We start from the raw sequence: 20,511 nt of genomic DNA on the forward strand, positions 1-20,511 counted from the left end.
AAGTATTTTTAAACAAATTTCTAATATATAAACTTTAAAAATCAATTACTTTTGTTTCTCTTTGTCTGTAATCAGTTGAAATTTAAAAAAATGGACTCCATTTTCAAATTGGAGTCCACCTTATAAAAGCTACTAATAATCTGTATTACAACGAAGTTGCCAGTACCAGAGCAATTATGCTCATAAGTTTGATTAATATATTAATAGATGGTCCTGAAGTGTCTTTGAACGGGTCACCTACTGTATCTCCTGTAACAGCAGCCTTGTGTGCTTCTGAGCCTTTGTAGTGCATAACACCTTCAATATTCACGCCTTCTTCAAACATTTTCTTAGCGTTATCCCATGCGCCACCTGCATTTGATTGGAAAATTGCCATCAAAACGCCGACAACAGTAACACCTGCGAGCATGCCTGCGAGTGTCTCAGCACCAAATGTAAAGCCGATAACTACAGGGCTTAGAACAGCAAGAAGACCTGGTAACATCATTTCTTTTATTGATGCTTTTGTTGAAATTTCAACGCATTTAGCGTATTCAGCAGCCCCTTCAGCTTGATGATAAACGTCTAAATCTTCTTTTGACCAAACAGTCATTTCTTTACCATCGTTTTTCCGCATAATATCGAGAGCGGCTTTTAATTTTGGAATTTCAAGGAACTGACGACGCACTTCCTGTATCATAGAACGGGCAGCACGACCAACAGCACCCATTGCCATTGCAGAGAACACAAATGGTAAAACACCACCTATGAACAATCCAACCATTACGTTGGCTTTTGATATATCAATTGATTTAATTCCTGCTGATGTCATAAATGCACCGAAAAGTGCAAGTGCAGTAAGAGCGGCTGAGCCAATTGCAAATCCCTTTCCAATAGCGGCTGTTGAATTTCCAACTGCATCAAGTTTGTCTGTTCTCTGACGTACTTCTTTTGGTAGTTCTGACATTTCGGCAATACCACCGGCATTATCCGAAATAGGTCCGTAAGCATCAACTGCAAGCTGAATACCTGTTGTAGCCAGCATACCAACAGCTGCAATTGCTATACCATAAAGGTTAGCGAAGTGGAATGAAACTAAAATTGCTATTGAAATAAGAATTATCGGAACTGCAGTGCTTATCATACCTGTACCAAGACCGGCTATAATATTCGTAGCAGAGCCTGTTACTGACTGCTCAGCAATTTTTCTTACAGGAGGTTTTCCAAGACCCGTGTAATATTCAGTAATAAGACCAATACCCACACCAGCGCCCAATCCAACTATTGTTGCAAGGAAAATACCAAGTGAAGTAATAGTTTTTGTTTCACCATAAAGGGGGTCATCAAATACCCAAGAATAAGGAAGAATCCAGGTAATCACAAAATATGATAATATTACCATTAAGATAGATGCAAGGAAAGTACCCGTGTTAAGTGCAGTTTGAGGATTACCGCCTTCTTTTACTTTGACGAAAAATGTTCCGAAAATTGAAACTATGATACCAAATGCGGCAAGAATTAGAGGTAAAAGAATGCCAGAAAAACCTCCGAGAGGAGTGTTCTGGAACTCCGGTAGATTAAAAAATGCAACGCCAAGTACCATTGTAGCGAGAATCGAGCCAACAAAAGATTCGAAAAGGTCAGCACCCATACCTGCAACATCACCAACATTATCACCCACGTTATCTGCAATTGTAGCAGGATTGAGAGGATGATCCTCCGGAATACCCGCCTCAACTTTGCCAACAAGGTCAGCTCCAACGTCAGCAGCTTTGGTATAAATACCACCACCAACACGTGCAAAAAGTGCTATTAATGATGCACCGAAAGAAAAACCGGTCAGTACAGAAATCACTAAATTTACGGCATTAACATCACCGCTTGTAAATATTCCTTCCATAAGGGCATAGATTATAAACAAGGAACTTAGACCAAGCACTCCAAGTCCTACTACACCCATTCCCATGACTGATCCACCTGTGAATGCAACCATAAGTGCTGCATTCAGTCCGGTTCTTGCAGCGTTTGTAGTGCGAACATTTGCTTTGGTTGCTACATTCATACCAATATTTCCGGCTAAGCCTGAAGCTAATGCACCTATAAGAAAAGAAACAGCTATTAGGGGTGATGAATCTGCTGATGTAGCACCCTGAATTCCTAATAAAACTGCTATAATAACAGCAAATATTAAAATGACTTTATATTCGGCACTTAGAAACGCTTTTGCACCATCTGAAATGAATTTTGCAATATTTTGCATTTTTTCAGTACCGGGGTCTTGTGCGGCAACCCATCTCGCTCTAACAAATGTAAAAACCAGAGCAAGCAAACCGGCTGCAGGAATAAGTAGTAATAAGTTATTCATACCAACATTTAATTTATTAATGAACAAAACTAATGCGAAATTATTAAACTGATCAAAATTAATCAGCATATCCCAAAATTTAATAATCGGAAATTTTCAGAATTTTCCGTCGTAAATTTCAAATTATTATGAAACTTTGAAATTCATAAATTATTGTTAAATATCTGCATTTTTTTTAAAATCATTTATTTTTCAATAAATACTGCTATTTCAGAATTTTTTTTAAATATAATTACCAATAAATACTTATCTTTGTAATCTATATTTATACATTTTTAAAATAATTATATTTCTAAAGTATTTTTATACTTTGAAATACGCAGTTTTTTATCATTATGGGTGCATAGAATGACAGAAAATATCACTGAAAACGAGATGACTCCGCTAACGGAATCAGTAGAAAACCAGATAACCGGGACTTCAGAAATCTCGGACAATGTTGAAAACCAAACTGAATTATCAGAGCAGACGCCTGAAGCGGCAGAAGCAACGGAAAAAGTCGTCACGGCTGATGATGTCCCAAATGATGATAAACCGGCTGAATCTGTAGAAATTATGGAATCTCCTGTGGCAGAGCCTGCAAAAGAAGCAGCTCCCGCTCCGGTTGCAGAAGCTACATCTCAGGAATTGCCAGTTCAGGAAGCACCTGCCAAGATAACGGTGACTGCAGAAACACAAGAAGAAAAAGAAAGAAAAGCAAAAGAAAAAGCACTCCAGAATGAGCGTTTTGAAGCTGTGTTTCAGGAGTTGCTTGGAATAAAAGATAGAAGTGAAACTATAGAAGTTGTTGTAACAGATAGAATTCGTGGTGGCTTGAGAGTTAAATATCAGGACCTTCCAATGTTTCTTCCTGCTTCACATTTTGATTTGAAAAGAAGTCCAAGCGAACAGTCATTACAGGAAGCAAACGGAAAAACTTTTGCAGTAAAAATTCATGAATTACAAAAGGATGATGTCAAGCGTTTGACTGTTATAGTTAGTCGTAAGCAAATTCTTGAGGAAAATTTCTGGGATTCACTCAAAGTAGGTGATGTAATTGAAGGACCAGTAACATCAATTGCTTCATTTGGAGTATTTATTGATGTTTACGGTGTAGAGGGCTTGCTTCACATTTCGAGAGTTTCATACCACAGAGTTGATGATTTGAGCACAAAATTTACAAAAGGCCAAATTGTTAAAGCTAAAATTGTCGAAGTTAACAAGAAACAAAAACGCATCGGACTTAGTCTTAAAGAATTCGAAGAATCGCCATGGAAAGGTATTTCTGAAGAATTTCCAGCCGGTTCAATTGTTAAAGCTGTTGTTTCCAGAGTATATGAATATGGTGTTCATTGCGAAGTTAAAGAAGGTGTCGAAGGATTCATAAAAGTAAGCGAACTATCATGGACTTTGAGAATTAAACATCCAAAAGAAATGGTTCAACCAAAGCAGGAAATTGATGTTTACGTGATTTCAGTTAACGAAGAAAAGCAGAATATGAATCTTAGTATCAAACGTTTGACTGAAAATCCTTGGAGTACATTTTCTGATAAATATCCCGTTAAATCAGAAACTACCGGTAAAATCAAGCAAATTGCACCTCAAGGTTGCATCATAAATATAAATGATGAAATAGATGCATTTATGCCACACAGCAAAATGAGATTTCTTCCAAAGGATTCTGCTGTTGAAGGAAACATAGTTGAAATTATGATTGACAGCATAGACCTTGAAAAAGAATCAATGATTGTTGTTCCACCTTTCAAAAACAAACCCGATTCTCAACCTAAAGAGCAGGGCAAATTCGACGGCAAACGCCGTGAAAGGAAAGAAAAGAAAGAAGAAGCACCAGCTTCTACTTCTACTGCTGCAGAACCATCTGCATTTACAATGCTTGATTTATTGTCGGATAATGCTAAAGATAACTTACTTAACAGATAAAAGTATTTTATTTTAAAATTTTTTCTTTGCAAAACCGATATTAATTATTTAATATCGGTTTTTTTAAATTTTAACAGATGAATATCTTAAAAAAAAATCAACTATGCATAAAATAATTTACATATTTACTTTTTTAATGTTAACGGTTTTTTTAAGCCAAGCTTCAGCATATAGCAGATTGGATTCCAACAATACAAGTACAATATTAAAAAAATCAGAACCCAAAACCCCCTTGCAAATAATGCAGGAAGCAGCCCTAAACCAAAAGCTTTCCGAAAGCGAGCTCCCCAGTGGACAGGAAACTTATTTACCTGAGCAGGATAGTGCATTTTATAGAATTGTAAATCTTCAACTTCCGGTCAATGTAATATTAATGAATAATCTCACTTTTACAGATGATATATGGAATTTCGAAAAGAGAATTGCTGAAGGAACGCCTTGGCAAATTGCACTTCAAAATGTAAGAAATATACCGCCGGAGTTCTATAATCCTTCACCTGTCGAAATGGTTCACCGTGAAATTATGAAGATGAGCGCCTTCGAAGTACCTTTTGTACGGACTTATGATCCTTTTATGAATAGATTTGATTTGCAGGAAATACTCTCATTTTTCGGACTTGTGGAGGATGTTTCGCCAAAAATTCAGTATTCGATTGACTATTCAACCAATGTCGAAGTGGTTATATATTCAATCAGGTCAGTAGTTGTTGCCACCTTGTTTAACGGACTTCAAACACCCGGCAGTTATACCCTTACCTGGAATGGTAGAAATCAGGAAGGAAAGGTTATGCCAGCCGGCGATTATATCGCAGAAGTTCGAATTGGCAATGAAAAATATATCAGAAAAAGAATTGTTATAAAATAATTTTACAAAAATCCCGGTATGAAAATTATTTACTTTTGTTACTAAAGTGAAAAATGTAAAAAAATATCGAGTTTTCAACAGCTCTATTTTTATAATTATCATATAGTTAGTAAAAATAATTGCATATTAATAAATAAACAGTTAATTTTGTAGCTTGAATTATTTCGCATTTGAAAAAAGAACATTATTAAAAGCAAATATTAGGAGTATTCTAAAGAATGGGAACTTTGCAACAGATTAGAAGAGTTTCACCTTATGTGTTTGGAATTTTTGCAGTACTGTTAGTAGCATTTTTTACAATTGGTGACCCAACTGTTATCGAAGGACTTAGAGGTTCTTCGGGAAGTCCTACATCACAGGTTTTGGCAGAGATTAATGGAGACGAAATTCTCTATGTTGATTATGAAACACGTGTTCGTGATGAAATCGAAAACATGAAACGCCAGAATCAGGATGTAACTGACGATAAGACTATCAGACAAAGAGTTTGGGACCAGATGGTTGACGAGATTCTACTTCGGCAGCAAATGGATAAATATGGAATAACAATTTCAGATGCTCAGGTTCGAGAGCAAATGCTTGACAATCCGCCAGATTATCTAGCAAATATGTTCAGAGATTCAGCCGGAAATTTTATGCGTGATGTATATGTAGAATTAATTACAAGCCCTCAGAGCTATGTTAATTATCTAGGTGCTGACCCATCTCAGATTCCTATTGAAGAGCGCGAAGCTGCTGTTAATAATTTCAGAAAAGACTTAATGAATATCGAAAAATATTTACGTCAGAATCTTGCTACCAACGAATTACAAAGTGCTGTCGGAACTGCAACAGGATTTATATCGCCTGCATTTGCAAAATTGAAATATACAGAAGAAAATAGTATAGCTGATATTAAATTCATTGCAGTTACTACAAAAGATGTTCCGCAAGAAGCAATGGAAATTAAAAAAGAAGATATTGAAAAATTTTATAATGAAAACAAGCATCTTTTCAAGCAAAAAGCTCAAAGAAGATTAAAATATGTTACATTTAATATGCTGCCTTCAAGCGATGACAGCTCTAAATATATACAAAGAGTTACAAACATTCTTGACGACCTTGAAAGTGTTGAAGATGATGATTCCCGTGACAGCATTTTTGATTTATATTTAAGTAAATACGGCGGTATCAATAATGAATACAAGATGGTTCAGGATATTGACCCGAATGTATATCAATATTTAGCAATTTTGGGAAATAAAAAAATCGCAGGACCAATCCAAAGACCTGATGGTACATATTTCTTCAGAGTTGATGACAGACGTATGGGCGAGAATGAAATGGTCAAGGCAAGCCATATACTTTTCCGTACAGGTGAAGGTATTAACACCGATAGTGCAAGGAATGAAGCACTAAAAGTTCTCAAAAAGGCAAAAGTGGATAAAGAACCCTTTGCAATTTTAGCTACAACACACTCAGAAGACAATGGTTCTGCTCCTAAAGGAGGAGATCTTGGATACTTTGGCAGAGGCATGATGGTACCTGCTTTTGACAGTGCTGCTTTTGCCGGAAAAGTTGGGGATATTTTAGGTCCAATCAAATCTGATTTCGGTTTTCATTTGATTTATATCGAAGATAAAAGAAGTGAAGATTTAAAATATTCTGAAATCAGACTTTCACCGCTTATGAGCACTGCATCTAAGAATAAAATCATTCGTGATGCGATATCTATCCAAAAGCAAGTTCAGGAAGGCACTCCGTTCGATACAGTAGTGGCGAGACTTGGACTTTCTCCTCAGCTTTCACCCTTCTTCGAAACCGGCAAATCTATTTTAGGTTCAAGATATATTGTTGACCATAGTTTTAAACTCAAATTAGGTGATGTCCTCGAACCCCTCGAATTAGAGCGTTACGGAGTTGTTGTAGCAGTTCTTAATGATGTCAAAGAAACAGGTTTCAAACCGCTCGATGACGTAAGAACTGAAATTTCACAGCGACTTGGAAAGAAAAGGTTGCTCGAAATGGCAAAAGAAAAATCACAACAGCTTTACAGCCAGGTTTCAGTTGCCGGCTCTTTGGATAGTGTTGCTGAAATGATGCCGGAGCTTGCTGACAAGGTTATGGATTTACCTATGTTCAAGCCATCTCCATCAGTGCCCGGAGTAGGTAGCGATGCTGTTTTCAGCCCTAAAGTATTTAGTTTACCTGAAAATAAGATAAACGAACCATTTAAAGGTGAGAATGCCTATTATATCGTTGAAGTTAAAAACAGGAACTTCCCTGCTGAAGAGAAAATTAAAGAAGAATTAAATGACTATATGCTTCAGCTTACTCAGCAATCAAAGGGCTCCGCTTTCTTTCAATGGTTCCAAAATATCAAGGAAACAGCTAAGATTAAAGACAAACGCAGTATGTTTTACAAAGAATATTAAGATTTAATAAATCTGATTTTTTCAGGTTTTAAACACTCACTTAAAAGAGGCTGTATGAATTACTTCAGACAGCCCTTTTTTTATTTACTTTTTCAATCTTTCTTTGAGTGAATTTATGCTTGAAACTTGATTTGGTAGAGGCTTTAATATAGCTATTTCTTCTTCAATTATTGTCTTGCCGGCTAATGTTTGAAAAACGAAATTCAAATATGCAAAAGCTCCGTCACGTAATTTAAAATTCCAGTGCAAGTATGCATCAAGTGCATTTTTTACTATTTGCGAATTGATGATACTCAGGTTTTTTAGTACTATGAATGCATTTATACGGGTTTCAAATTCATAACTTTGAGTAGTATATTCATAGAGTTCATTCAATAATTCAGTGTCTGAAGTTGATTTACTCAATGCAATTTCAAGCCATGCCATACGGATATTTCTGCCTCTCCATCCAATTTCATCTTTTGTTATTTCAAGATAGTCCTGATTTGGAAATGATGCCGATAAATTTCTAAGAGCAAGCTCAGTATTAATGAAACAAGTATCCTTGAGCATTTTCTCATAATCATTTTTTAATTGCTCAGGTACAAGAGTAAGACTTTCCAAAACAGCTCTGCGAACCCAGACATCATTATCGCTGATAGCAGTTTTCATCAGATTAATAGACTTATCATCATAAGCAAGCTGCCTAATAATTTCACTTTTAGTCAGATGAAATTTTTCTTTACTAAAAATTTTATGAAGCGATGCTCGCTTTTCATCAATCGGGAAATTACGTAATTCCAGCAATGCATCATAGCGGTCAATCATATTTTTTGCTTTTTCAGCTTGAGCTGATGATTCTTTGTAAGAGCGATTGAACGAAACTTTTTTAATAATCTTTCTATTTGGGTCGAAAATAACAAAATCTATATCAGCTCCCGAAAAATTTGGCACTTTAATTACTGAACGTTGCCCGTCAATCCATTGCCTTATTGAGTCAACCGAGCCATCTTTGTAGTAAACATGAACGCTCGCAGGCACCCGAAAGTAACCTATGAGATTATCAACTTTATGAATTTGATCTACATAAATCAGTACTTCGTTCTCACCACCTGAATTTTGCATATAATCATATGATAATTTAAAATGTGGCTCACCACCACGTAAAATCCATTGGTCAAAGAACCAATCAAGCGATATTCCTGTTGATTCACGTATTGCTTTCTTGAGGTCGTAAGTTTCAACTACTTTGAACGAATTATTTTCTGTGTAATACTTAATTGCATGGCGAAATAATGAATCACTCATTACATCACGCATCATATCCAGCACAAGCGAGCCCTTTGGATACCACCTGTCAGTTCCTGCGTAAGAATGTGCTACAGGATTATTATTGACCTTAGCGGCATTAAATGTCCTTACAAGCTCTTTATCCCGCTCCCACTGATAATAATCCTCACCATACAGATCACGCTCGAATACTTTAGCATAATGCGTAGCAAAGCTTTCTGTAAGCCATGTATGGCGATTGTTTAAATGCGAAACCAGATTGCCGAACCACTGATGGTTGAGTTCGTGGGAATTCACGTTAACATAATTTCTCATCCACCATGCTCTTGAAGGTATGTGCATATAATCTCCAAATACTGTTGCGGTGGTTGTTTCCATACCCCCGTACATATAGTTAACCATAGGTGCCTGCCGATAAACGCTGTAAGGATATTTGATTCCTATTTCCTTTTCAAAAAAATCAATCATATATTCCGAGTGTGCATAAGTAGGTTCATAATGATGAGGCAGATCGGGATAATACCATAATTCCATTGGCGTACCGCCGGAAGATTTAGTTTCTTTGTAGTCCCAATCACCAATACCAAGACATACTAAATATATCACATGTGGTTTTTCCATCAGGTAGTGCCAGGTCCTCGTGCCGTCGCCATTATCATTGACTGATACTCTGTCGCCATTGGAAAAGACTTTATACTTGGAATCGAATTTGACAATTACTTCTGTTGTAAGTAAATCGTGCTTTTGATTAATAAACGGCATCCAGCCTTGTGGGCTATGAGCAAATATTTGTTTTCGATGCTTACCGCTTATGTCATTCCAACCTGAAAAATATAATCCCCAAGTAGGATTTCCGGTAAACTCGATCGTCATAATGTATTCTTTATTGTGTTCAAGAAAGGCACTATTATATACAACAATATCATTGCCCTGATTAAGAAAATCTGCACTCACTCCATCAATGGATACTTTATCAAACTTCATTTCTGAAGCATAAAAAACAAGCGAATCCACACCAAATCTTAATGTTCGGAATTTCATCTCCTGCTTACCTTTGATGATTTGCTTATATGGGTCTATCTCAAGATTAAGCTTAATATGCTCAACATCAATTACCATATCAACAGGCTGCTTGAGAGGGTCATCAAGATAAGAGCTGAGCTTATCCTGTGATAACAAAGAGTTCATTAGTTGAAGATAAGCTATTAATATAACTATGGTCGTTTTCATATAAATATTTTAAAATTTGAATTAAACAAACTTTAAAAGTAATAAAAACTCAGTAATTATACTATTATCTATCAATATTAATATCAATAATATTAAGAATTTTGATTTTATTAAATAATATGCCAAAACAATTATTTATATTTGATTAATACAGATTAACTATATAACTAATTCAATTGCACTCTCATGTCTTAAAAAAAATAAATATTTTTACTTTAAATACGTTTCTATACTCTTTATTAACATACTTTTTGAGGATTATCCCTGAATGGATAAGAACGATACAACTCAAGTAGAAAAACCGGCAGAAAAAGACAGAAAATCAGCTGCTAATTTCATAAGAAACATAATAATTGAAGATAACAGAACCGGAAAATGGGATAACCGTGTTCATACAAGATTCCCTCCAGAACCCAACGGATATTTACATATAGGACACGCAAAATCAATTTGCCTGAATTTTGGAATGGCTCAGGAATTTGGTGGTCTTACAAACCTGAGATTTGACGATACAAATCCTGTTAAAGAAGATACTGAATATGTCGAATCAATAATGGAAGATGTTAGGTGGCTTGGTTTTGAGTGGGAAGACCGGCTTTACTATGCATCAGATTATTTCGAGAGACTTTTTGATTTGGCTTGTCAACTAATTAAAAATGGCAAAGCGTTTGTTTGCGAACTTACACCTGAAGAGATGAGAGACCATCGCGGGACTTTAACTGAGCCAGGTATGAACAGCCCTTACAGAGACAGACCGATAGAAGAAAATCTTGATATTTTTATACGAATGAGAAATGGTGAATATCCTGACGGTTCGAAGGTGTTGAGAGCAAAAATTGATATGTCACATCCGAATATTAACATGCGAGACCCTGTTATTTATAGAATACGCAGAGCCCATCATCATCGAACGGGTGATAAATGGTGCATCTACCCGATGTATGATTTCACACACTGCATATCGGACTCTATCGAGAAAATTACGCACTCACTCTGCACACTTGAGTTTGAGAATAACCGCCCGCTATATGACTGGTTTCTTGATGAGCTTGATTTGTATCATCCCCAACAAATTGAATTTGCACGGCTTAATCTCAGCTATACAGTGATGAGCAAGAGGAGATTACTTCAGCTTGTTCAGGAGAAGTATGTCAGTGGCTGGGATGACCCAAGAATGCCAACTATAAGCGGTTTGAGAAGAAGAGGTTACACCCCTGAATCACTCAGAAATTTTGCTGATATGATTGGTGTTGCAAAAAGTGAAAGTACTGTGGAATTTGGTCAGCTCGAATTTTCGATTCGTGATCATTTGAATAAAATTGCACCAAGAGTAATGGCAGTTCTTAATCCTCTGAAAATTGTAATTACAAATTTTCCTGAAGACGTTACAGAACAAATGCCGGCTGTAAACAATCCTGAAGATGAATCTCAGGGTTCCCGTCAGTTACCATTTACACGCGAATTATATATTGAGCATGACGACTTCATGGAAGATCCTCCAAAGAAGTTTTTCAGACTTTCACCCGGAAGTGAAGTAAGACTTCGCTATGCATATATCATTCGCTGTGACGAGCTTCTAAAAGATGCTGAAGGCAATATCTCAGAGCTTAGATGTACTTATTTCCCCGAAACTAAAAGCGGAAATCCGGCAGATGGAAGAAAGGTGAAATCAACGATTCACTGGGTTTCGGCAAGTAATGCAATTGATGCGGAAGTCAGAATTTATGAGCAGCTTTTTAACAAAGAAAATCCTAATGATACTGAAGGAGGCAAAACTTTTCTCGATTATCTGAATCCTGATTCACTCAAGGTTATTGAAAATGCTAAACTCGAACCATCTCTCCAAAATGCCGGAATTGGCGAGAAATTTCAGTTCGAAAGGATAGGATATTTTGCAGTAGATAAAGATTCAACATCCGACAAGAAAGTTTTCAATCGTACTGTAACTCTTAAGGATACTTGGGCAAAAATTGTAAAACGGGATAATTAGATTAGTTTAATAATTCATAATATATTACATTTAATTAAACTATTTTAAGTTTTAATCTTGTTAAAATAATATTTTTTATTATATTTGCGAACTATATTATGACTATTTTATAAATACACTCTATACAGGATTGAAAATAATGTACAAACCATTTATACTTGTGGTAGATGACAATAAAATTACAACAAAGTTATTAAGAAGATATCTTGAAGCAAACGGATACGATGCTATAGAAGCTTATGACGGTGTTGATTGTCTTGAAAAAGTAGAGCAGAAGCATCCTGATGCAATTGTATTAGATGTAATGATGCCGCGTATGGACGGTTATGAAACTGTTAAGAGATTGAAAGATAATCCTGAAACAGCACATATTCCTGTTGTAATTGTTACAGCTCTGAATGATGTTCCAAATCAGCTGAAATCTATTGATGCAGGCGCTGATGACTTCCTTAGCAAGCCGATTGAAGAGAAACTTCTTATAGCCAAAGTTAAAATGCTCAGTAATTTGAACATAAATTCCAGAAGGGCGAGTCACTTTGAGCAACTTATTAAGAAGGCTGTTGATGGTGAAATTACTGTTGATGACCTTCAACAGGAAATAATTTAGTAATTATTTTTAAAAAAAAATTTGTCTGAATTTAATGTTTTGATAAGCATTCAAATTCAGACTTTTTTAATATTTTTTTGGAGGTGCGCATGTTAGCAGATACAATCTGCTGCCGATAACACCCAAAGCTTCATACCTGTTATCAAACCTGTTAAAGCGTGGCTGAGACACATAGTCAGCCATCATACCTGAGTGAATCATACCTGTCTCAAGAAAATATACCATTAGAGATGTACTTGTTGAATATGCTACTGTCCTTGTTCCTGGAGCCAGAGCTATCATATTTCCGGGTTCTAATCTGATTTTCATATTGAATCGTCTGCCATTAATATTGACAAAACAATCCAGGTCACAACTCATAAAATAAAGCTCTTCACCATCCCATGAAAATCTTGGTGGTCCGGGTTGTACACCTGCAAAATACTCGGCTGAATTCAAACCCACATATCTAATTGTTTGAAAAACAGCACTAAATCCTGTCAGAGCCAAATATGGATGAAGCACAAGATTATTTACCATTTCATACTGCTTGCTTATTACGGGCTCATAATATTCACTCGAGAAAGTCAAAGTTTGATGCCTACCATTAAATGATCTTACTGTGAATGCATACACAGTGCCTTCTCTGTTAATAGCAAATTCATATAAATCAGGATAAATTTCAGATACTGTTCTTTCATCTTCATAAATCTGCCAACCATTTCCACCATAAGCCGCATACACGAATTTATTTTCTATGTTAAAGCCAACAGGCATTATTCTGTCAAAAACTGTTGTCTCGCGTCCGTTTATCATCATTGAAAATGAAGAGCCCCGTTTGACAGGATATGCAAATCGCGTTGCATTTTGATTTATAACCAGAGGACCGGATTTATTAAGCATATCAATTGTCTTCCCGGGCATTACTGCATATTCGATGTCGCCTTTCAAATATGTGTAAACAAGCTGATTTGTCATACTTGAATATAATATACTACCCGGTTCGGATGCAAATAGAAATATTGCTGTATCTCGCATAAGTAAAGTTGTAACACCCTGATCAATAGCAAATGTTGCCCAGCTCAAACCATCATAAGAAAAAACAGGTGGAGAAACTGAATTGTATATATGACTTTCTTCTCCATTGACAATAAGTCTCTGTCTGTCGGTTGTCGGAGTTGTTATTGCCCACCAATTGAAAGTAGTATCCATTCCAAAATTATATAGTGGTTCCTCGCCGTTATAAATACGAAAATCCCTGCATATATCCTGAGAGTTTACGAAACTTACTGATAACATAAATAATAAAAAGGTCAAAAAGCTCTTCATAATAACATACATTGTAAATTTAACACAATATAATGACGAATGAAAGCCATCAAAGTTTATAATATTTAAAATTATTATAATAACTTTCAATTTAAACTTGCAGAATTGAAATATTTTTAATATTTTTGAATAAATGGCTTATGCCAATAATGATTTTAGCAATAAATTTGAGAAAATAATGCCGAGACCTGAAAAAAGCCGAATTGTATCAGCACCTCACCATGGTTTTACCTTTAAGCCAGTGGGAATTAAAATGATAGATTTAGAGATAATATCATTGGGGCTGGATGAACTTGAAGCAATCAGACTTGCAGACTTAGAGGAAAAATATCATCAGGACGCCGCAAACGAAATGCATGTCTCACGACAAACTTTTGGTAATATTCTAAATTCAGCACGAAAAAAAATAGCAGATTTTATAATTAATCACAAATCATTAACAATCAGAGGAGGTAATATTGAATTATCTCATGAAATTAGTGATTATCACTGTGAAGATTGTAAATCCAATAATATGAATTCAAATAAATAATGTGCCAAACAAGGCACTGTATTAATAATATATAGTTGAGGTTTGAGATGAAAATTTGTATCCCAACAGCTAAGGACGAAGGTATTGATTCTGTTGCTTATGGTCATTTTGGAAGTTCGCCATATTTCATGATTTATGACTTGGCAAGCAAAGAACTATACTCAATAAAAAATAATGATGAATTTCATCAAAAAGGTATGTGCAGCCCGGCTGACACAATGAAAGAACATGAGGTTACTGCAGTAATTGTAGGCGGTATGGGAGCAAAGGCACTAAGAAATTTAGCTGCTTCAGGAATTAAAGTATATCGCTCTACAACATTTTTTCATGTATATGACATCATTGACCAATTTCAAAAGAATCTGCTTTTCGAGTTGAATCCACAGGATGGTTGTAAAGAGCACGATTGCGAAAATTACGAGTAAAATTCTAAATAGTACTTGCTCAAATTTATTAAGTTTGGGCAAGTACTTAAATTGATATTAATCATTATACAAATACCAATTTCTAATTGTTTTTAAGTGAAAGCTCTTGCTTCTTTAGAAATTATTTCCCAGGCTCCTCGTACAAAATTCTCGTTCACCCTTGAGGTTCCTGTAACAATACGTATTGCAGTTTTTCCAGCTAATTTTGTTTTAGTAAGAAAAATTTTACCTGTTGAATTTATTTTGTTCAAAATATTTTCATTTAAAACATTGAGTTCATTATCATCATTAATTCCTTCGGGCTTATATCGGAAGCAGACAAGATTGAACGATAAAGGCGCCATAAGTTCAAAGTCAGAAGATTTCTTAACTTCTTCATAAATTATATTTGCAAGCCGATTATGCTCACGAAGTCTTGACTTCAATTCATTCAAGCCAATTCCTCGAAGAACGAACCATGCCTTAAGTGCTCTGAATCTTCTGCCAAGTTGAATTCCCCAGTCACGGTAATTATTAACCTGAGAGCCCTGACTTGTTTTGAGATATTCCGGTAAAATTTCAAAAGTACTGATTAGTGCAGCCTTGTCCTTGACGAAATAAGCTGAGAAATCAAAATTGATAAATAGCCATTTGTGAGGATTAAATACAAAAGTATCGCAATTCTTAACTTCACCGGCTAAATATTTATATTCATCCAATATCATTGCATTACCTGAATACGCAGCATCAATATGATGCCACAAACCGTATTTTTTTGCAATATCGGAAATATTTCCAATTGGGTCAACTGCCAAAGATCCGGTAGTGCCAAGAGCAGAAACTATACATAAAGGAATTAAACCTGATGCCAAATCAGATTTAATCTGTTTTTCAAGTGAGTCAATTCTCAATGAAAATGCTTCATCAACATCAATTCTAATTAAATTATTATAACCAATTCCGGAGATCATTGCAGCGCGCTCTATTGATGAGTGTGCCTCCTTAGAGCAATAAATTCTGAATTTACTGATATCGGATTGAGTAAGCGCAGGATTTTCCCGTAATCTTTTATCTCTTGCAGTAAGTAGTGAACAAAGAGTTGCAGTTGAAGCTGTATCCTGGATTACACCGGTGAATTCTGCAGAAAGTCCAATAGCTTTTCTTAGCCAAATCATCATTGCTTCTTCGAGTTCTGTTGCTGAAGGAGAAGTCTCCCATGAAAATGCATGAACACCTAAGCCTGAGGACATTAAATCGCCCAAGATTGACTCATAACTGTTATTTGAACTGAAATAAGCATAAAAATTAGGACTTTGCCAATGTGTGATCCCGGGAAGTATAATATCCTGAAAGTCTTTTAAAATGGTATCAAACGGTTCAGGATTATTTGGTGGCTCATTTGGAATTTGTGAGAAAATGTCTCCCGGCTTGACTTGAGATTTAACAGGAAATTTTTCATTACTCTCTAAATAATCTGCTATAAAGTCAACTATTTCTCTACCATACTTCCTAAATTCTTCACTATTCATAATTTTGAGATTTAAAATTTTAAATTAAATATTTTTATACACCATTCAAAAATTTTCTGCCTGACTCTGTAACGTGTAATAAACCGTTTTTATTTAAAATTAAGTCTTGTTCGAGGCAGGTTTTAACAATTTTATCGGCAAAGTCTTTTTCCCATTTAACATGATTATAAATATCAGATATTTCGTTTTCAGACTCAAAAATATCAGTATTCTCATGATTAACTAAATGAATTAACAAAACTTTTCGGTAAAATTCCTCTTTTTGTTTACTCCTCTTCAAGGCTTTTAATACAATACCATATTTTGGTGAAAACAAATATGACAGCAGAAATATCACCCCCGTAATTACAGCAATACCGCCTGAAGGAGTAGAATTTAACCAGTATGAAAAATAAAAACCGCTCACTGATGAAATTACACCAATCAGCCCGGCGATGACAAACATTAACTTCAAGCTGTCTGTTAATAAATAAGCAGATGCAGCAGGTGCTATCATAAGTGCAATTACAAGAATTGAGCCGGCAGTATCGAATGCTCCTACTGCGGTTATTGATACAAGACTCATAAACAAATAGTGCATGAGAACCGGACTAAATCCAAATGCCGCAGCAAGTCCGGCATCAAAAGTAGTGAGCTTTAACTCTTTGAAAAATACGACAATGAACAGGATATTTAAAATCAAAAGACCGCTAAGTACCGGCACGCTTTTGGGAATTAAAAAACCCATAAATTCAAATCTGTTTATTGCTGAGAGATTTATATCACCAACTAAAACAGAATGTTCGTGAAAGTGAACACTTGAAAGATTCAAGCTGATAAGAATCACACCTATAGAAAACATTGCCGGAAAAACAAGACCTATGGCGGCATCTTCCTTAACAAGCTTGGTTTTATAAACAAGCTCTGTCAAGTAAACTAACACCAGTCCACTTAAAGCGGCTCCAAGAATTAAAAGAGGAGAAGTTCTGTCCTGAATCAGTATGAAAACAATTATAATACCGGGAAGAACTGCATGACTGATAGCATCACTCATCAGCGACATTCGCCTGAGTATAAGAAATACTCCTGCAATTGCGCAAGCTACAGCAGTCAGCGATGAAATTAATATTATATTAAATTCAATCAATCAGCGATCCCCTTTCAGTCATAATTTTTTCAGCTCTGATTTTTCCTTCATTGGTAAGAATCCATTTATCATCATTAATTGCCCTGACAAAACCCTGTTTCTCTAAAAAAAGCAAAGATTTCCCTACGTTATAATTGACTTTATTCATTGTATTTATTACCTTTGCAGTATGCCCTGGAGACTCGTCCGGATTATGATTCAGATTAAGTGCGTATAAATCAGCTAAAACGAGACTGAGTTCAATTCTTCGTTTCTTTTTATAAGTTCTGATTAATCCGGAAAGAATTCCTCTTCCGGGTGAAAATAATACTGATAATATAAAAATTGCTGTAGCAACCAGTACAATCATTGGTCCTGTTGGCAAATTATCTGCCAAGCTTGATGAAAGAGCACCCGATAAACCGGAAATCATACCGATAAATGCCGATAGAAGTACCATAACCCACAATTTATTTGTCCATTGCCTTGCAGCAGATGCAGGTGCTACAATCATCGCAACCATCAGTATTACTCCAACTGCCTGAAGACCGATAACAATGGCGATTACAATCATAGAAAGAATCAGAATATCCAGCAATTTGATAGAAAAACCATTTGTACGGGCAAATTCTGAATCGAAAGTATGAATTTTGAATTCTTTCCAGAAAATCAACATTACTAATATGGCGAAGAGTCCAAGAACTGACATTGTCAGAACATTCTGATGTGAAATGGTAGCAGCAGAGCCGAAGATATACCCTGATAGTCCTGCTTTGTTAGGCATAGTGCTTTGTTGAATCATTGTAAGCAGGAACATACCTCCACCAAAGAATATGGCTAACATTATGCCCATAGCACTATCGCTTTTTATTCTGGAAGATGATGTGATATTAGCAACAAAGACCATCGCTACAAGTCCTGCTATTACAGCACCCAACATCAGAAGTGATTCAGATCTTGTACCAATGCCAGTAAGTGCATAAATCAGCAGGAAAATGCCTGTAATGCCGAGCAGTGCAGAATGTGCTACAACATCACCCATAAGACTTTCTTTTCTCAAAAATGCAAATGAACCAAGTGCGCCCGCAACAATTCCTAAAACTGATGAGCCAAGAGCAACATTTCGCAAAGTATAATCATTTATAATATATTCGATTATTTCAAGCATATTAGCCAAAAATCCTGCTATCTAAAATATTTGAATGACCTCCATAAGTTTCACGAATAATTTCAGGCTGAAAGATTTCATCAACCTTGCCTGATGCAATTATTTTTACATTAATTAATGCTAAATAATCGAAATAGTCTTTTACTGTCATAAGCTCGTGATGCACCGCAATTATAGTTTTTCCTTTGTTGCGAAGTTCTTTGAGAATTTGTATAATCGCTTTTTCGGTTTTGGCATCAACTCCTGCAAATGGCTCATCCATAAAATAAATATCGGCATTCTGGACTAAAGCTCTCGCCAAAAAAGTCCTTTGTTGCTGCCCACCGCTGAGTTCGTTGATTTGTCTGTTTGACAATTCTTCCATTCCGACCCTTTGCAAAGCGTCAAGAGCAGCGGCTTTTTCATTTAAGCCGGGTCTTTTTATCCAGCCTAATTTTCCGTAAGTTCCCATCATAACTACATCAAGTACAGTGGTTGGAAAGTCCCAGTCAACTGAAGTTCGCTGAGGTACATATCCTACTCTTTTCCTCTGAGATTTGTAATCTTGCCCAAATATTTTGACATTACCTGCAACTGCTTTTACAAGTCCCAGAACTGATTTGATAAGTGTGCTTTTTCCGGCACCGTTAGGACCAACTATTGCCATAAGTACTCCCTGAGGGACTTCGAGGTCTATATCCCAAAGAACAGGAGTTTCACGGTAAGCAACTGTTAAGTCATTGATTTCGAGGGCTAAATTGCTCATAATTATTTCAATGCTTCGTATATAACATCTGCATTATAAATTATTGTTCCAATAAATGTATCTGTTGGTGGATTCTGACCTAATGCATCTGAATAAAGTGGTTTTTCAGCTATTTTAATTTCCCATTTTTTGCTTTTAACTGCATTTTGAAGTGCCTGAATACCTTTTTGATTTATAATTGTCTCAATAAATGCAGATTTGACCTGATTGGCAACAACAAAATCTGATAATTGCTGAATAACTCTTATTCCGGCTTCAGAATCAGTATTCATACCAAGTACTGACATCACCTGAAAATCATAAGCTTTGGCAAAATATTGAAATGCATCGTGCTCACTGATTAATACACGTCTGTTTTGTGGAATTTCGCTATATTTGGCTTTTGCGTAATCATAAGCTTCTTTGATATCATTGATATATTTTTCACCATTTGTTTTGTAAAAATCTGCATTTTCCGGGTCTTTTTCAACTAAAACATCTATAAGCATGTTAAGTGAATAAATCCAGAGCATTGGGCTATTCCACACATGCGGGTCGTAGTCAAGAATATTCGATTTTTCGGAATTATTTATCAGTGAATCTTTTGGTATTGCTGTGCCAATTGCAAAAGCTTTGTCTTTCCCCTGACTACCTAGTATTTCTCCCATTTTTGCCTCAAGATTAAGCCCATTATATATAATCAAATCAGAACTGTTTATATTTACAATGTCTCTTGTTGTGGGTATATATGAGTGTGGGTCAATACCCGGTCCGCATATTGTAGCAACAAGTTCAATCTTGTCACCGGCAATATTATTAAGGGCATCAGTAATCATTCCCGTTGTGGATGTAACCCTTAGTTTTGAAGATTTATTGATTGGCTTATCCTGCTTATTTTCAGAACAGTTATACATCAATATTGAAAATGTTAAAATAATTATAACAGCAAAAAATTTATCACGCAACATAATAACCTTAATATTATATATAAAATTCAATTTTAATTATGTTATAACGAAAAAAACAGATATTACTTGTTAAGAATTAAATGAAATGAAAAAATATTTATTATAAATTGATTATTTGATTAATATTTCAATCA

15 protein-coding genes are annotated in these 20,511 nt (G+C 35.6%); 7 read left to right on the forward strand and 8 right to left on the reverse strand.

The annotated features are described in order from the left end of the window. Positions 1 to 145 precede the first annotated feature (145 nt). Positions 146 to 2,344: a sodium-translocating pyrophosphatase gene (locus KF896_16205; GenBank protein MBX3045257.1), complete on the reverse strand. Its 2,199-nt coding sequence runs from the start codon at positions 2,342 to 2,344 to the stop codon at positions 146 to 148. A 348-nt stretch (positions 2,345 to 2,692) separates the two neighbouring features. Between KF896_16205 and KF896_16210 the strand changes: the two genes are divergently transcribed. From KF896_16210 to KF896_16220, 3 genes are all read left to right on the forward strand, one after another. Next, positions 2,693 to 4,264, forward strand: coding sequence for a 30S ribosomal protein S1 (locus tag KF896_16210; GenBank protein MBX3045258.1), 1,572 nt, complete (start codon positions 2,693 to 2,695; stop codon positions 4,262 to 4,264). A 136-nt stretch (positions 4,265 to 4,400) separates the two neighbouring features. Beyond that, positions 4,401 to 5,129 carry a hypothetical protein gene (locus tag KF896_16215; GenBank protein ID MBX3045259.1) on the forward strand — a complete coding sequence of 243 codons (729 nt, stop codon included), beginning with the start codon at positions 4,401 to 4,403 and terminating at the stop codon, positions 5,127 to 5,129. 218 nt (positions 5,130 to 5,347) lie between these two features. Next, positions 5,348 to 7,543 carry a peptidylprolyl isomerase gene (locus KF896_16220; GenBank protein ID MBX3045260.1) on the forward strand — a complete coding sequence of 732 codons (2,196 nt, stop codon included), beginning with the start codon at positions 5,348 to 5,350 and terminating at the stop codon, positions 7,541 to 7,543. Positions 7,544 to 7,627: 84 nt separating this feature from the next. On the opposite strand, the gene KF896_16225 is transcribed toward KF896_16220, so the two are convergent. Then, the gene (locus tag KF896_16225; protein MBX3045261.1) at positions 7,628 to 10,042 is read right to left on the reverse strand and encodes a M1 family metallopeptidase; all 2,415 of its coding nucleotides are present in this window, start codon (positions 10,040 to 10,042) and stop codon (positions 7,628 to 7,630) included. 268 nt (positions 10,043 to 10,310) lie between these two features. Between KF896_16225 and KF896_16230 the strand changes: the two genes are divergently transcribed. Together KF896_16230 and KF896_16235 are read left to right on the forward strand one after the other, a co-directional pair. Continuing rightward, entirely contained in the window at positions 10,311 to 12,032 is a 1,722-nt protein-coding gene (locus KF896_16230) for a glutamine--tRNA ligase/YqeY domain fusion protein (GenBank protein MBX3045262.1), read from the forward strand. A 139-nt stretch (positions 12,033 to 12,171) separates the two neighbouring features. Beyond that, on the forward strand, positions 12,172 to 12,639 hold the full coding sequence (locus KF896_16235; protein MBX3045263.1) for a response regulator: 468 nt from the start codon (positions 12,172 to 12,174) through the stop codon (positions 12,637 to 12,639). A 66-nt stretch (positions 12,640 to 12,705) separates the two neighbouring features. On the opposite strand, the gene KF896_16240 is transcribed toward KF896_16235, so the two are convergent. Beyond that, positions 12,706 to 13,917 (reverse strand): hypothetical protein, encoded by a 1,212-nt coding sequence (locus KF896_16240; GenBank protein MBX3045264.1) that lies wholly within the window; start codon positions 13,915 to 13,917, stop codon positions 12,706 to 12,708. Between the two features lie 208 nt (positions 13,918 to 14,125). Between KF896_16240 and KF896_16245 the strand changes: the two genes are divergently transcribed. Further along, on the forward strand, positions 14,126 to 14,479 hold the full coding sequence (locus KF896_16245) for a DUF134 domain-containing protein (GenBank protein MBX3045265.1): 354 nt from the start codon (positions 14,126 to 14,128) through the stop codon (positions 14,477 to 14,479). Between the two features lie 47 nt (positions 14,480 to 14,526). After that, complete coding sequence (locus KF896_16250) at positions 14,527 to 14,904, forward strand: NifB/NifX family molybdenum-iron cluster-binding protein (protein ID MBX3045266.1); 378 nt, start codon at positions 14,527 to 14,529, stop codon at positions 14,902 to 14,904. Positions 14,905 to 14,996: 92 nt separating this feature from the next. On the opposite strand, the gene KF896_16255 is transcribed toward KF896_16250, so the two are convergent. The 5 genes from KF896_16255 to KF896_16275 are packed head-to-tail and all read right to left on the reverse strand — an operon-like array spanning position 14,997 to position 20,377. Further along, positions 14,997 to 16,412 (reverse strand): aspartate aminotransferase family protein, encoded by a 1,416-nt coding sequence (locus KF896_16255; protein ID MBX3045267.1) that lies wholly within the window; start codon positions 16,410 to 16,412, stop codon positions 14,997 to 14,999. Between the two features lie 34 nt (positions 16,413 to 16,446). Beyond that, on the reverse strand, positions 16,447 to 17,538 hold the full coding sequence (locus tag KF896_16260; GenBank protein ID MBX3045268.1) for a metal ABC transporter permease: 1,092 nt from the start codon (positions 17,536 to 17,538) through the stop codon (positions 16,447 to 16,449). Then, entirely contained in the window at positions 17,531 to 18,694 is a 1,164-nt protein-coding gene (locus KF896_16265) for a metal ABC transporter permease (GenBank protein ID MBX3045269.1), read from the reverse strand. Before KF896_16265 ends, KF896_16260 begins: the two co-directional genes overlap by 8 nt. Then, positions 18,687 to 19,430 (reverse strand): metal ABC transporter ATP-binding protein, encoded by a 744-nt coding sequence (locus KF896_16270; protein ID MBX3045270.1) that lies wholly within the window; start codon positions 19,428 to 19,430, stop codon positions 18,687 to 18,689. The genes KF896_16265 and KF896_16270 overlap by 8 nt, the downstream gene beginning before the upstream one ends. Positions 19,431 to 19,432: 2 nt before the next feature. Continuing rightward, positions 19,433 to 20,377 (reverse strand): zinc ABC transporter substrate-binding protein, encoded by a 945-nt coding sequence (locus KF896_16275; GenBank protein MBX3045271.1) that lies wholly within the window; start codon positions 20,375 to 20,377, stop codon positions 19,433 to 19,435. Positions 20,378 to 20,511 lie beyond the last annotated feature (134 nt).

The sequence above is a fragment of the Ignavibacteriota bacterium genome (genome assembly GCA_019637995.1).
Classification (GTDB): Bacteria; Bacteroidota; Ignavibacteria; order Kapaibacteriales; family UBA2268; genus JANJTB01.